The following is a 15,250-nucleotide window of genomic DNA, read 5'->3' on the forward strand; positions in this document are numbered from 1 at the left end:
CCCGATGGAGGACAGATCGTGACCGTGCCTGCGAAGTCGGGACGCGTCCCCGGCCGGCTCCTGATACCCGCGCTGTTCACCGAGCGCGCCGCCCGCACCCCGCACGCCCCCGCCGTCGTCCGCGCCGACGGCACCGCCGTCCCGTACGCCGAACTCGCCGACCTGGCGAACCGGATCGCCGCCCGGCTGCGCGCCGACGGCGTCCGTCCCGGCGACTTCGTCGGCGTGTGCCTGCGGCGCGGACCCGAACTCGTCGCCGCGTTCCTCGGCGTATGGCTGGCGGGCGGGGCCTACGTGCCGCTCGACCCGGCGCACCCCGCCGCCCGGCTCGCGGCGGTCCTGGAGGACACCGGCCGCCCCGTCGTCCTCACCGAACGCGCCACCGAGGCCGCGCTCCCGGCCTCCGTGCGCCGCCTGCCCGTCGAGTCCGTCGAGCGTGAACTCCCCTACAAGGCAGTGGAGTTCAGCGCCGACAGTGACCGGCCCGCGTACGTCCTGCACACCTCCGGGTCCACCGGCCGCCCCAAGGGCGTCCTCGTCCCGCACGGCGGCATCGCCAACCGGGTGCGCTGGCTGGTGCACCGGCACAAGGTCGGCGCAGACGACCGGATGCTGCTGAAGACCACCGTCGGCTTCGACGCGGCGGGCCTGGAACTCTTCGCGCCGCTGATCGCGGGCGGCGCCGTCGTGCTCGCCCCCGAGGGCGCCGAGCGGGACCCGGCGGCGCTGCTCGCCGCGGTCGGCGCCGGGGGAGTGACCATCCTCCAGGGCGTGCCCTCCGTCTACCGGCGGCTCGTGGAGGAGACCGGCTGGGAGCGCGCGGGCGCCCTGCGGCTGATGTTCAGCGCGGGCGAGCCGCTGCACGCCGAACTCTGCCGCAAGCTGGCCGAACTGGCCCCCGGCGCCCAGATCTGGAACACGTACGGGCCGACCGAGGCCTCCGTCGACATCACCGAGCACCGCTGGAACCCGCAGGCGGACACCGGCGCCGTGCCGATCGGACGGCCCATCGGCAACATGCGGGTCGCCGTGCTCGACGACAGCGGACGCCCGGTGCCCGTCGGCGTCCCCGGCGAACTGCACGCGGGCGGCGTCGGACTCGCCCTCGGCTACCTCGGCCGCCCCGGCCAGAGCGCCGAACGCTTCGTGCCCGACCCGCACACCCCCGGCGAGCGCCTGTACCGCACCGGTGACCGGGCGCGCTGGCGGGCCGACGGCGTCCTGGAGTACCTGGGCCGCCTCGACCACCAGGTCAAGGTCAACGGCGTGCGCATCGAACCCGGCGAGGTGGAGGCCGCGCTCGCCGCCCACCCGTGGGTGCGGGCCGCCGTCGCCGCGGCCGTGCCCGACGGCGACGGCGGACATCGCCTGGTCGCCTGGGTGCAGTCGCGCGGCGAGGCGCTCGGGCCGCAGGAGCTGCGGGCCTTCCTGCGCCGCAGCCTGCCGGACCCGCTGGTGCCGGCCGCGTTCGTCCCGGTCACCGAGTTCCCGCTCACCCCGAACGGCAAGATCGACCGGTCCGCGCTGCCCGACCCGGCCGACGCCGCCGCCGACGAGGTCCTCGTCCCCGTGCGCACCGCCGCCGAGCGGGCCGTCGCCGAGGAGTGGGCCCAGCTGACCGGCACCCCGGCCGCCGAGATCGGCGCCACCCACGACTTCTTCCAGCTCGGCGGCTCCTCGCTGATGCTGAACCGGCTCGCCGCCGGACTCTCGCAGGCCGCCGGGCGCAGGATCCCCGCCACCGCGCTGCTCACCGCGACGACGGTGGAGGAGCAGGCCGCGCTGCTCTCCGCGGAACGCGCCGCCGACGCGCCGCACGCGGCGGAGGGCGTGCGGCCCGTCGCCCGCGATCCGCGCGGACTGCCGCTCGCGCCGGGCCAGGAGGGCATGTGGCTCCTCGACCGGCTGCGGCCCGGCAGCGCCGAGTGGAACGCCCCGGTCTTCGTCACCCTGCCCGCCGCGTACACCGACGCGACCGTCCGCCGGGCGCTGACCGAGCTCGCCGAGCGCCACGAGATCCTGCGCACCCGCTACGTCCTCGACGGCGCCGGACCGGCCCAGATCGCCGACCTCAAGGCCGAGTGGGAGGTGCGGGTCGAACACGCCGACAGCGCGGAGGAGTTGGGCGCCCTGGTCGCGGAGGAGTTCGCGCTGCCCTTCGACCTGCAGCACGGGCCGGTACGCCGGGCGCTGCTCGTGCGCGGCGCGGGCGAACTCGATCTCGTCCTGTCCCTGCACCACATCGCCTGCGACGGCTGGTCCTCGGTGGTCATCGAGCGCGACCTCAAGGCGCTGGCCGAGGCCGCCCACACCGGCACCGACGCCCGCCTGCCCGAGCTGCCCGTCCAGTACGCCGACCACGCCGTGCACCTGCGCCGCAGGCTCGACGACGACTTCGTCGCCACCGAACTCGCCCATTGGAAGGGCGTGTTGGCGGGTATCGGTCCCGTCGATCTGCCCGCCGACCGGCCGCGCCCCGCGGTCCGGGACGCCGCCGGAGCCGCACATGTCTTCACCGTGCCCGCGCCGCTCGCCGAGAAGGCCGCGGCCCTCGGCCGCTCCTGCGGGGCGACGCTCCAGCAGACCCTGCTCACCGCGTTCGCCGCGCTGGTCGCCCGGTACACCGGCAGCTGGGACGTGCCCGTGGGCGTGCCCGTGGCGGGCCGCCCCGGCGACGACGTCGCGGACGTCGTCGGCTACTTCCTCAACACGCTGGTGCTGCGCTGCGACGCCCCCGCCGACACCCCGTTCCGCGAGGCGCTGGTGCGGGTCAGGGACACCGCCCGCGACGCGTTCGCCCACCAGGAGCTGCCCTTCGGCCACCTGGTCACCGCCTTCGACGGCACCCGCGACCCGGCCCGCACCCCGCTCTACCAGGTCATGTTCGACGTGCACGAGGAGGGCCGCACCGGCACCGCCGTCGAGGCCGGTGACGCCGCCGCCTTCCGCGACGCCTGGCGCACCGCCCGCACCGACCTCACCGTCATGCTGCAGCGCCGCCCCGACGGCTCGCTGCTCGGCTTCGCCGAGTACGCGACGGCCCTCTTCGACGCGGCCACCGTCGAGCGGTTCACCGACTGCCTGATCCAGCTGCTCGAATCCGTCACCGAGGACCCGGACCGCCGCCTGGCCGACGCCGAGATCCTGCCCGCGCCGCTCGGCGCGGAGGTGCTCGGGCGGGCCGGGGGAGAGGCGGAGCCCGGCGCGGCCGAGCAGCCCACGGGCACGGTGGACGCGGCGATCGCCACCGCCGCGCGCCGCGCGCCCGACGACGTCGCCGTCGTCTGCGGCGAGACCTCATGGACGTACGCGCAACTCGACGCACGCGCCGAGGAGTTCGCGGCCCGGCTGCGCGCGTCCGGCGCGGGGCCCGACACCGTCGTCGGCGTGCTGCTCGGCCGCACCCCCGACCTCATCGCCGCGTTCCTCGGCACGTGGAAGGCGGGCGCGGCGTACGTCCCGCTGGACCCGGGCGCGCCCGACGACCGCACGGCGCACGTCCTCGCGGACGCCGGGGCGCGGGTGCTGCTCACGGACGCGGCGGGCGCGGCCCGCTTCGGCGGACGGTTCGCGGGGACGGTCGTGGAGGCCGGCACGGTGCGCGGCACCGCGGGCGCCGCTCCGGTGACCAGCGACCCGGCGCGCCTGGCCTACATCATGTACACCTCCGGATCCACCGGCCGCCCCAAGGGCGTCGCCGTCGAGCACCGCACCCTGCTCGCCATGCTGCGCGCCTCGGCGGCCCACCTCGACTTCGGGCAGGGCCCGGACGACGCCTGGCTCGCCCTCGCGCAGGTCACCTTCGACATCTCCTGCACGGAACTGTTCATGCCGCTGGTGGCGGGCGGCCGGGTGGTCCTCGCCCGGGAGAACGAACAGCGCGACCACGCCGCGCAGCTGCGGCTCGTCGACCGGCACGAGGTCAGCCACCTCCAAGTGGCCCCGCCGCACTGGCAGATGCTCATCGACGCGGGCCTCGGCCGGCGCCCGATCGTCGGCCAGACCGGCGGCGAACCGTGCCCGCCCGCCCTCGCCCGCGACCTGTCGCGCCGCCTGATGCGCTTCATCAACGAGTACGGCCTGACCGAGACGACCATCGCCGCGACCCGCTGGGACGCCGACGACACGGCCCCCTCGGTGCCGGTCGGCCGCCCCTACCCGCACGTGACGACGTACGTCCTCGACGAGCGGCTGCGTCCCGTCCCGTACGGCGTCACCGGCGAGCTCTGCGTCGGCGGAACCGGTCTGGCCCGCGGCTACCACGGCCGCCCCGACCTGACCGCCGCCGCCTTCGTGCCCGACCCGTACGGGCCGGCCGGCGCCCGCCTGTACCGCACCGGCGACCTGGCGAGGATGCGGCCCGACGGCACCCTGGAGTTCGCCGGGCGCGCCGACGGCCAGGTCAAGATCCGCGGCCGCCGGGTGGAGACGGGCGAGGTCCGCTCGGTCCTGGAGGAGCACCCCGCCGTCGCCCAGGCCTGCGTGATCGTGCACGGATCCGGTCCCGAGGCGGCCCTGGTCGGCTACTGGGTCCCGGCGACCGGCGCCGAGCCGCCCACCGAGTCCGAACTCCTCGACCACTGCGCGCGCCATCTGCCCGACTACATGACCCCGGCGCTGCTCATGGCCCTGGACCGGATGCCGCTCACCCGGCACAACAAGGTCGACACGGCCGCGCTGCCGGTCCCCGACCTCGCGGCGGCCCTCGCCGACGAGCCGTACACCGCCCCCGAGGGCCCGGTCGAGGAGGCCCTGGCCGACATCTGGTCCGAGGTGCTGCACGGCCCCGGCGCCACCCGCCCGGTCGGCGCCCGCCAGGGCTTCTTCCGCATCGGCGGCAACTCGGTGCGCGCGGCCAAGGTCGTCGCCCGCATCGCCGAGGAGTTCGACGTGGAGCTCCCCCTGAGCGCCGTCTTCGAGAACCCCACGGTGCGCACCCTCGCCGAGGCCGTGGAGGACGCGGTCCGCGCCGAGATCGAGTCCCTGACCGAGGCCGAACTGGCCGTAGCCCAGCGGGAGTTCCAGTCATGACGCCATCGGCCAACGCCCCCGCCCCGCCGAACGGCTTCGCCGCCCCCGGCCACGACGAGGCCTGGGCGGAACTGTGGGGCGGAACCCGCCCGTCCCGCTCGGCCCTGCCCGCGGGAGCCGAAGTGGCCCTGACGGCAAAGGGGCTCGCACCATGACCACACCTCCGGCACCCGCACCCGCGCCCACGCCCACGCACGGCACCGGCCCGGGCCGCGCCCAGACCGGGATCCCCCGGCCCGGCCCCGCCCGTACGACCCGTCCGGACCAGTCGACCGGGGCCCAACAGGCCCTCGCCCATCAGGAGTTCCCGTCGTGACCGCACCCACCGCACCCAGCCGCGACGAGCTGCGGGCCGAGCTGCTGCGTCGTCGTCTCGCGGGCGGCGGGCGGCGGGCCGGGAAGGCGGCCCGGGTCGCCGTTCCGCGCGTCGACCGCGCCGCGCCGCTCGCCCTGTCCGCCGGACAGCGCCAGCTCTGGTTCCTGCACCAGCTCGACCCCGAAGGCACCGAGTACCTGCTGCCGATGGCGTACCGGCTGCGTGGCGCGCTCGACGTCGAGGCGCTGCGCCGGGCGGCCGACGCGCTCGCGGCCCGGCACGAGATCCTGCGCACCCGGTACGTGCTGGACGGCACCGAGCCGCGCCAAGTGATCGACCCGGCCGGGCCCGTCGATCTCGCCGTCGTACGCGCCGACACCGCCGACACCGCCGACGCCGACCGCGCCGCGGTGGAGTTCTTCGCGGCGCAGGCCCGCCTCCCCATCGACCTCGCCGCCGAACACCCGCTCCGCGTGCGGCTGTTGCGGATCGCCGACGACGACCACGTCCTCGTCGTGATCGTCCACCACATCGCCTGCGACGCCATGACCCGGCCGATCCTCCTCCGGGACCTCGCCGCCCACTACGCCGCCGATGTACGGGGACAGGGGATCGACCTCCCCGAACTGCCGGTGCAGTACGCCGACTTCGCCGCCTGGCAGACCGCGCGGACCGAAGGCCCCGGCGCCGAACAGGACCTCGCCTGGTGGCGACAGCAGCTCGCAGGGAACGGGCCGCTCGGGCTGCCCACCGACCGGCCGCGCCCCGCCGTGCGCGACGGCGTCGGTGCCGTCCGCCACTTCGACGTGGACGCCGCCGTCGCGGGGCGGCTGCGCGCGCTCGCCCAGGAGGCGCAGGCCACCCCGTTCATGGGGCTGCTCGCCGGCTGGCAGCTGCTGCTCGGCCGCTACGCGGGCAAGAGCGACGTCTGCGTCGGCACCGCCGTCTCCGGACGGACCCGGCCGGAACTCGCCGACATGGCGGGATACGCGTACAACACCCTCCCCTTGAGGGGGACGTGGGACCCCGAGCGCGACACCTTCCGTGCTCTTCTCGGCGCCGGTCGCGCCGCCGTTCTCGCTGCTTTCCGGCACCAGAACACCCCCTTCGACCGGATCGCCGACGCCCTCGAACCCGAGCGCGACCTGTCCACCACCCCCGTCTTCCAGGTGATGTTCGACCTCGTCACCGACGACGGCGGCCCGCGCGGACCCGAACTGCCGGGCCTCGACGTCGAACCGGTCGCCGCCGACGGCGGCATCGCCCGCTTCGACCTCACCCTGCACCTGACCGAACGCCCCGACGGCTCCCTGCACGGCAGCCTGGAGTACGCCACCGCTCTCTACGACGCCGCCACCGCCGAGCGCGTCACCGGCCACTACACCGCCCTGCTCGCCGCGCTCGCCGCCGCCCCGGACACCCCGGTCGCCGACCTGGACTTCCTCGGCGCCGCCGAACGCGCCCTGCTCCTCGACGGCCCCACCCGGCCCGTGGGCACCGACCACCCTCTGGACGCCGACGCCCTGCGTCCCGTCGTCGAGACCATCGGTGCCCAGCTGGCCGCCGCCCCGGACGCCGTCGCGATCCGGCAGGGCCGGGCCGTCATCACCAACGCCGAACTCGACGCCCGCGCCGACAAGTTCGCGCGCCGCCTCCTCGGACTCGGCGTCGGAGCCGAGTCCACCGTCGGCGTCCTCCTCGACCGCGGCCCCGACCTCGTCGCCGCCCTCCTCGGCATCTGGCGGGCCGGCGCCGCCTACGTGCCGATCGACCCCGCCTACCCGGACGACCGCATCGCCTTCATGCTGGACGCGACCGCCACCGCGGTCGTCGTCACCGAGTCCCGGCACGCCGACCGCTTCCACGGCGTGCGCCGCCTGGTCGTCGACGACGCGGCCGAGGCCACCGCGCTGGAGCGCGCCGACGCCACCCTCCCCACCACCTACGACCTCGACCAACTCGCCTACGTCATCTACACCTCCGGCTCCACCGGCAGACCCAAGGGCGTCCTCGTCGGCCACCGCGGCCTCGCCAACTACCTGGGCTGGACCGCGCGGGCGTACGCGAGCGCCGGCCGCGGCGGGGCGCCGCTGTTCTCCTCCGTCGCCTTCGACCTCGGCGTGCCCGACCTGTACGCGCCGCTGATGACCGGGCAGCCGGTGCACCTGCTGCCGCAGGACTTCGACACCGCCGACCTGGGCGAGCTGCTCGCCGCCGGGGCCCCGTACTCCTTCATCAAGCTGACCCCCGGCCATCTCGACCTGCTCACGCAGCAGTTGACCGACGACGAGATCCGCGGACTCGCGGGACTCGTCATCGCCGCGGGCGACGCCTTCACCGCCCGCCTCGCCGAGCGCTGGGCCAAGGCCGCGGGCTCCGACGGGACACGGCTCGCCGCCGAGTACGGGCCCACCGAGATCACTGTCGGCAACTCCGCGTACTTCATCGACGGGACCGACGGGCCGCTCGACACCGAGCTCGTGCCCATCGGCCGCGCCATCCCGCACACCACCATGTACGTGCTCGACGAACGGCTGCGGCCGCTGCCCGTCGGCGTCCCCGGCGAGGTCTGGATCGGCGGCATCGGACTCGCCCGCGGCTACGCGGGCCGCCCCGACCTCACCGCCGAACGGTTCGTGCCCGACCCCTACGGCCCGCCCGGCGCCCGCCTCTACCGCACCGGCGACATCGCCCGCGTCCTGCCCGGCGGCGACCTCGACTTCGTCGCCCGCGCCGACCACCAGGTCAAACTGCGCGGCTACCGCATCGAACTCGGCGAGATCGAGGGCGCGTTGACCGCCCACCCGGCCGTCGCCGAGGCCGTCGCCCTGGTCCGCGAGGACACCCCCGGCGACAAGCAGCTCGTCGCCTACCTGGTGCCCGCCGAGGACGCCCCGGCCGACGACCTGACCCCCGGCGCTCTGCGCGCACGGCTCACCGAGGCCCTGCCGCCGTACATGGTCCCCAGCGCCTATCTCACCCTCGACGCCCTCCCGCTCACCGCGAACGGCAAGCTCGACCGGCGCGCCCTGCCCGCCCCGGGTCGCGCCGCGACCGCCGTCGGTGAGCACGTCGCGGCGCGCGACGAGGACGAGCGCGCCATGGCCGCCGTATGGGCCGAGGTCCTCGGCCTGGACACCGTCGGCGTGCACGACAACTTCTTCGACCTCGGCGGCGACTCACTGCGCGCCGTCGCCCTGGTCGGCGCCCTGCGCGCGGCCGGCTGGGAGACCAGCGTCCGCGACGTCTTCGAGCACCGGACCGTGGCCCGCCTGCGCGCCGCCGTCCCCCGGACCGCCGTACGGGAACAGGCGCGCGGCGGCGTCGCACGGTTCGCCCTCATCGGCGCCGAGGATCGGGCCGCGCTGCCCGCCGACGTCACCGACGCCTACCCGGTCTCCCGCATCCAGGCCGGGATGCTCATCGAGATGCACGGGACCAGCGGCGAGAACCGCTACCACAACATCACCTCCTTCCGGATCCGCGACGAGCGGCCCTTCGACCCGGCCGCCTTCCAGCGCGCCGCCGACCTCATCGTCGAGCGGCACGAGGTCATGCGGACCTCCTTCGCCCTCACCGGCTACTCCCGGCCGCTGCAGCTCGTGCACGCCGCGTCCCGGATGCCCGTCGTCCACGAGGACCTGCGCCAACTGCCCGAGCAGGACCGGCAGCAGGCGCTGTGGGACTTCGCCGACCGCGACCGGGCCGACCTGTTCGACCTGCGCCGCGCCCCGCTGATGCGGATGGCCGTGCACCTGCTCGACGACGAGAGCTGGTGGCTGTCCATCACCGAGTGCCACCCCGTCATCGAGGGCTGGAGCTACCACTCGCAGCTGATGGAGATGGTCCGCGCCTACCACGCCCTCCGTGACGGCGGTGAGCCCGAGCCCGCCCCGCCCGCGCCCGCCGTCCGCTACGCCGACTTCATCGCCGCCGAACTGCGCTCCCTCGACGACCCGGCCGACCGGGACTTCTGGCGGGGCATCGTCGAGAGGTACGAGAAGTTCACCGTTCCGGCCGGCTGGACGGGCGACCCCGAAGGTCCCGACGACCGCTACCGCATCGACCTCTCGATCGCCGAACTGGAGCCGGGGCTGCGTCAGTTGGGGTCGGCCGCCGGAGTGCCGTACAAGAGCGTCCTGCACGCCGCGCACTCCACCGTCCTGTCCCGGCTCACCCGCGCCCGCGCCTTCCGCGGTGGCATGGTCGCCGACGCGCGGCCCGAGGAGGCGGGCGCCGAGACGGTGTCCGGGATGTATCTCAACTCGGTGCCGTTCCCGTATGAGCAGGGCACCGCCCGCACCTGGGGCGAGCTGGCCCGGCAGGTCTTCGCGCACGAGGTCGCGCTGTGGCCGCACCGCCGCCACCCGATGCCCGCCATGCGGCTGCCCGGCGGCGAACGGCACCTGATCGACGTGCTCTTCCACTACCTGGACTTCCACCAGGTCGACACCGAGCTGATCGACATCATGGCCAGCCGCGACGACAGCCCCAACGAGTTCCCGCTCGTCGTGGGCACCCCCGTGCGCGGCCACCTCTCGCTCGCCTCGCGCACCCGCACCCTCTCGCGGGCCGCGGCCGACCGTCTCGTCGCCCTGTACCGGGACGTGCTCACCGAGATGGCCGCCTCCGGCGCCGACGGGGACTGCACGGGCGCCTTCCCGGACACCACCGAACTGGCCCGTCTGAAGGCACCCGCCCTGCCGCACCCGGACGTACCGGTCGACACGCTCGCCGCCTTCGAGGCACAGGCGGCCCGCACCCCGTCGGCCACCGCCCTGCGCGCGGCCGGCGCCGAGGTCCCGTACGGCGAACTGGACCGCCGCGCCAACCGCATCGCCCGCCGCCTGCGGGACCTCGGCGCCGGTCAGGAGACCCGCGTCGCGGTGCTGCTCGACCGCGGCCCCGACCTGGTCGCCGCGCTGCTCGGCGTGTGGAAGGCGGGCGCGGCCCAGGTGCCGTTCGACCCGTGCGAGGCACAGGCCCGCATCGCGGGCGCCGAGGTCCGGCTGGCGCTCACCCAGAGCGCGTACGCGGACCGGTTCGACGGCGTCGAGGTGGTCGTGGTGGAAGAGGTGGAGGCGGCGGCGCGCGAGGGCGACGACACGCCCCTCGGCCTCGACCTGGACCCCGACCGGCTCGCCTACGTCCTGCACACCTCCGGCTCCACCGGCACCCCGAAGGCGGTCGAGGTCCGCCACCGGGCCCTGGCCCACTACCTCGACTGGGCGGTGCGCGAGTACGCGGCCGCCGGGAGCGGGGGAGCGCCCTGGTTCACGCCCGTCGGCTTCGACCTCGGCCTGCCCGCGCTGTACGCGCCGCTGATGACCGGGCAGCAGGTACGGGTGCTGCCGCAGCTGTGGGAGCCGGGGGAGTTCGGGCCGCTCCTGATGGCCGGGGCACCGTACTCCTTCATCGGCCTGACACCAGGTCACCTGGCTCTGCTGGAACACCAGTTGAGCGACGGCGAACTGGCCGGGCTCGCGGCGGTCGCCGTGTGCGCGGGAGACGCCTACCCGGCCGCGCAGGCCGAACGGGTCGCCGCCCGCGTCCGTACGGGCACCGCCGGCGGTGGTACGGGCATGGCCCTCGCCGCCGAGTACGGCCCGACCGAGGCCACCGTCGCCGCCACCTTCACCCGGGTGCGGGAGCGGTCGGGCCGCCCGCTCGTACCGCTCGGCTCGCCGCTGCCCGGCGTCGTGCTCCGCGTGCTCGACGAGGAACTGCGCCCGGTGCCGGACGGCATCACCGGCGAGGTGTTCCTCGGCGGCGACGGACTCGCCGCCGGCTACGGCGGCCGCCCCGACCTCACCGCGCTCGCCTTCCTGCCCGACCCGTACGGGCTGCCCGGCACCCGCCTGTACCGCACAGGAGACCTGGCCCGCCGACTCCCGGGCGGACAGCTGGAGTTCGCCGGGCGTGCCGACGCCCAGGTCAAGATCCGCGGCCACCGTGTCGAACCCGGCGAGGCCGAGGCGGCCCTCGCCGCCGATCCCGGTGTCCGGGACGCGCTGGTCACCGCCGTCACCGCGGCGGACGGCGGCCGCCGGCTCGCCGCGTGGGCGGTGCCCGCCGACGGCCGCACCCTGGAGGTCTCCGCCCTGCGGGACCGCCTGCGCACCGTCCTGCCCGCGGCCCTGATCCCCGCCACCGTCACCATCGTCGAGGCCCTGCCGCTCACCACCCACGGCAAACGCGACCGCACGGCCCTGGCCACCCGCGCCGCGACAGCCGCCGCCGACCGCCCGTACGCCCCGCCGCGCACGTCGACGGAGCACACCCTGGCGACGGTCTGGGCCGACGTCCTCGGCCTCGAACGCGTAGGAGTCCACGACGACTTCCGTGACCTCGGCGGCGACTCCCTCCTGGTCCCGCCCCTCCTCCTGGCCGCCGCCTCGGCGGGCCTCACGCTGACGCTGGCGACCGCCTTGCGGCATCACACGGTGGCGGAGTTGGCGGCGGCTTTGGACGCGGCCGAGTGAGAGGCGCCCCGTAAGGGGCGCGGGGCTGTATCGATCAGCGACTCCGCCGCGGGGCGCGACCAGCCACGACGAAGCCCGCACTCGGCAACGACACCGCACCACCCCCGAGCCCACCGAAAGGCAGGACATGACCACCCCGGACCGGCCCGCAGAACCCCGAATCCGCCACCTCATCTCCCTCGACGACCTCACCGACGCCCAACTGCACCACCTGGCCAGGCGCGGAGCGGAGTTCTCCGCCCGCACCGCGGCCCCGGTCCGCCCTCTGGAAGGCAAGGTCACCGGCGTCTACTTCGCCAAGACCTCCACCCGCACCCGCACCGCCTTCTCCTCCGGCGCCCTGCGCCTGGGCGCCTCGCTGATCTCGTACGGCCCCGGCGACCTCCAGCTCAACACCGGCGAGACCACCGAGGACACCGGCCGTGTGCTCTCCGGCATGCTGGACGTCCTGGTGGCCCGCACCGCGGGACCCGAGGCCGAGCTGCGCGGCTGGGCGAGCCAGCGGCGCATGGCCGTGGTCAACGCCATGAGCGCCGAGGAGCACCCCACCCAGGCACTCACCGACCTGACCACGCTGCTGGGCCACTTCGGCCGCGTCGAGGGTCTGCGCGTCCTGTACGTGGGGGAGGGCAACAACACCGCGGCGGCGCTCGCGCTCGCCCTGAGCCGTTACGAGGGCGTCCACCTCGAACTGCGCACGCCCCCGGGCTACGGTCTCACCCCCTCGATCACCCGCCGCGCACAGGCGCACGCGGCCCGCTGCGGCGCGCACGTCACCGAGCGGCACGACATGGAAGGGGTCGGGCTGAGCGGCGCGTACGACGTCGTCTACACCACCCGCTGGCAGACCACCGGAACCAGCAAGCCGGACGCGAACTGGGCGGAGATCTTCGCCCCGTTCCAGGTGACGAAGGCACTGTGGGAGACCAGCCCGCAGGCGGTCTTCATGCACGACCTGCCCGCCCACCGCGGCGAAGAGGTCACCGCCGACGTGCTCGACGGGCCGGCGAGCATCGCCTTCACCCAGGCCACCAACAAAATGCACAGCGCGATGGCCGTTCTGGAGCACGTGTGCGCTCCGCGGGAGGCGCGAGTGCCGGCACTCGTGACCGCCGGATGAGCGGCACGACGAAGGTCCCCGCAGACCCGGCGGAGGTGCCCTGGCTGCTGGCCGAGGAGCAGGCGGAGCAAGCGGAACAGGGGGACCGGGCGGAACAGGCGGAACAGGCTGACCAGGCGGACGAGGCGGCGAAGTCCTCCGCGCCGCCCCCACCCCAGCCCCAGCCCCAGCTTCAACCCCTGCGCCGCAACCGTGACTTCACCCTCCTGTGGGGCGGCGCCGGAATCTCGCTGCTCGCCGGGCGGGCCACCGCCGTCGCCTACCCACTGACCGTGCTGTGGGCCACCAAGTCACCCGGCGACGCCGGACTCGTCGGCACCGCGCTGCTGCTGCCGCACCTGCTGATGCAGCTGCCCGGCGGAGTCCTGGTCGACCGCTACGACCGGCGCCGGATCATGATCGGCGCCGGGATCGGGCAGACCCTCGTCGCGGCGGCGGTCGTGACGCTGCTGCTCAGCGGGCACGTGTGGCTGTGGGCGCTGCTCGCCGCCGCGTTCGCCGAGGGCGCCCTCGGCGTGCTGCACCAGCTCGCCGAGCGGGCCGCCGTCCCCTCGGTGGTCCCCGACGAGCAGCTGCCCGCCGCGCTCACCGGCAACGAGGCCCGCACCCGCGGCGCCGCGATCGCCGGACAGCCGCTGGGCAGCGGACTCGTCGCGATCGGGGCATCACTGCCGTACGTCGCCGCCGCCGTGGCCCAACTCGTCTCCGTCATCTGCCTGTTCGGCATCCGCGGCAAGCTCCAGCAGGAGCGCGGCGGGCCCCGGGCCCGGCTCGGCACCGAGGTGCGCGAGGGTCTCGCGTGGATGTGGCGGCAGCCCTTCCTGCGGGCGGTGATGAGCGCCGTCGCCGTGACGAACATCCTCTTCCAGGGGCTGAACCTCGCGGTGATGACCGGCATCCAGGAGCGGCACGGCACCCCGTTCGAGGTCGGGCTCGTCCTGTCGCTGAGCGGCGCCGGCGGCCTGGTCGGGGCGATCACCGGCGGCTGGTGGAACAAACGGCTGTCCCTGCGCGCCCTCGTCCTCGGCGGACTCGCCGTGTGGACCGTGCTCATGATCCCGGTGGCCGCCGTGCTGCACGCGCCCGTCGCGCTCGCCGCCCTGTTCGCCGCCAGCGGCTATGTCGGCGGTGTCTTCAACGTCGCCGGCGGCGTGCTGCTCGTACGGGCCGCTCCCGACCACATGCGCGGCCGCGCCAACTCCCTCGCCAACCTGGTGGGTTCGGGTGCGATGGCGGCAGGACCCGTCGCCGCGGGCTTCCTCCTGGAGGCCGTCGGCGCCACCCGCTCCGTGCTCGCCCTCGGCGCCGCCATGGCGCTCACGGCACTGGTCGCCCTCGTCGCCCCGGGGCTGCGCAAGCCGCCCTTTCCCGCCCCCGACAACCCATCCTGACCTGCGGTTTCGCGGTATAGATCGTCGATAGGCCGATGCGCGAACCTCATAGCACGTCAGACCCCCGCACCGCCCCCGCCACCTCCCTCTAAGGAGAACACGATGTCGCTCAACACCATGGACCGGAGAGGAGCGCTGCGGGCCGCCCTCGGCGTCGCCGGAGCGGCTGCCACGGCCACGCTCATAGGGGCGGCCCCCGCGCAGGCCCACGGCTCCGCCGGCCGCCACCACCGCGGTCTGCCGGACGTGCCGGGCCTGGTCGGCGACCGTTGGGCCAACGAGTTCTGGTACGAGTACGACGAGATGTCGTACTACACCCCGACCCAGGAGATGCAGGACGCGGTCGAGGCCATCACCACCCCGTTCGGCGGCTTCACCAAGACGTACGACGCCTGGGTCGAGACCCGCAAGAGCGGCCGCTACCCGCGCAGTTGGTACGAGCTGGTCAAGCCCAACAAGGACGCCTTCGAGGTTCTCTCGCGCGAGCAGATCAAGGTCTTCGACAAGTTCTACGGCCACGACCCGCGCGGCCTGGTCTTCGCCTTCCAGGAGTACGGGCAGGGCACCCTGTTCGACCCGCGCCGCCCGGACGGCCAGAAGGTGCACATGATGAACTACACGCCGCCGGAGCCCACCCACGCGTACCACCGCTGGCACCCCTACCTCGCGAGCTTCGCGCTCCTCGGCATCGAGGCCCGCTGGTGGACCCACATCAACCGGCTGGCCGGCGTCGCCTGGGAACTGCAGTCCTACGCCCTCCCGATCACCGACAAGCCGGACAACCCGCACCTGCCGCGCCACACCGTCCAGCGCATCACCACGAAGTGGCTGCGCCGCGACCGCGCCGCGCTCGACCGGGCCTTCGACAACGCCCCCTTCCCGGCCGACCTCGGCAAGTAGCCCACCGGGG

The 15,250-nt window shown here is 74.9% G+C and carries 7 protein-coding genes; all 7 read left to right on the forward strand.

What is annotated here, in order from left to right; genetic code table 11:
* Nucleotides 1-18: 18 nt before the first annotated feature.
* The 7 genes from B072_RS0138515 (at nucleotide 19) to B072_RS0138535 (ending at nucleotide 15,240) form a co-directional block, all read left to right on the forward strand.
* A complete protein-coding gene (locus B072_RS0138515) occupies nucleotides 19-5,031 on the forward strand; it encodes a non-ribosomal peptide synthetase (RefSeq protein ID WP_018535330.1) in 5,013 nt (1,670 codons plus the stop codon).
* Complete coding sequence (locus B072_RS48465; protein ID WP_158689290.1) at nucleotides 5,028-5,186, forward strand: hypothetical protein; 159 nt, start codon at nucleotides 5,028-5,030, stop codon at nucleotides 5,184-5,186. Before B072_RS0138515 ends, B072_RS48465 begins: the two co-directional genes overlap by 4 nt.
* Nucleotides 5,183-5,347 carry a hypothetical protein gene (locus tag B072_RS48470; RefSeq protein WP_158689291.1) on the forward strand — a complete coding sequence of 55 codons (165 nt, stop codon included), beginning with the start codon at nucleotides 5,183-5,185 and terminating at the stop codon, nucleotides 5,345-5,347. The genes B072_RS48465 and B072_RS48470 overlap by 4 nt, the downstream gene beginning before the upstream one ends.
* The gene (locus tag B072_RS0138520) at nucleotides 5,344-11,829 is read left to right on the forward strand and encodes a non-ribosomal peptide synthetase (protein WP_018535331.1); all 6,486 of its coding nucleotides are present in this window, start codon (nucleotides 5,344-5,346) and stop codon (nucleotides 11,827-11,829) included. The genes B072_RS48470 and B072_RS0138520 overlap by 4 nt, the downstream gene beginning before the upstream one ends.
* A gap of 127 nt (nucleotides 11,830-11,956) precedes the next feature.
* Nucleotides 11,957-12,949: an ornithine carbamoyltransferase gene (locus tag B072_RS0138525; RefSeq protein WP_018535332.1), complete on the forward strand. Its 993-nt coding sequence runs from the start codon at nucleotides 11,957-11,959 to the stop codon at nucleotides 12,947-12,949.
* Nucleotides 12,946-14,340: an MFS transporter gene (locus B072_RS0138530; protein ID WP_051127390.1), complete on the forward strand. Its 1,395-nt coding sequence runs from the start codon at nucleotides 12,946-12,948 to the stop codon at nucleotides 14,338-14,340. Before B072_RS0138525 ends, B072_RS0138530 begins: the two co-directional genes overlap by 4 nt.
* Before the next feature lie 102 nt (nucleotides 14,341-14,442).
* Complete coding sequence (locus B072_RS0138535) at nucleotides 14,443-15,240, forward strand: hypothetical protein (RefSeq protein ID WP_018535334.1); 798 nt, start codon at nucleotides 14,443-14,445, stop codon at nucleotides 15,238-15,240.
* The last annotated feature ends 10 nt before the right edge of the window (nucleotides 15,241-15,250 follow it).

This window comes from Streptomyces sp. HmicA12 (assembly GCF_000373565.1).
Classification (GTDB): domain Bacteria; phylum Actinomycetota; class Actinomycetes; order Streptomycetales; family Streptomycetaceae; genus Streptomyces.

Bases quoted from the DNA above. Each gene is read 5' to 3' on its own strand.
- B072_RS0138530 (WP_051127390.1), top strand. From the start codon at position 12,946: ATGAGCGGCACGACGAAGGTCCCCGCAGACCCGGCGGAGGTGCCCTGG.
- B072_RS48470 (WP_158689291.1), top strand. From the start codon at position 5,183: ATGACCACACCTCCGGCACCCGCACCCGCGCCCACGCCCACGCACGGC.
- B072_RS0138535 (WP_018535334.1), top strand. From the start codon at position 14,443: ATGTCGCTCAACACCATGGACCGGAGAGGAGCGCTGCGGGCCGCCCTC.
- B072_RS0138525 (WP_018535332.1), top strand. From the start codon at position 11,957: ATGACCACCCCGGACCGGCCCGCAGAACCCCGAATCCGCCACCTCATC.
- B072_RS48465 (WP_158689290.1), top strand. From the start codon at position 5,028: ATGACGCCATCGGCCAACGCCCCCGCCCCGCCGAACGGCTTCGCCGCC.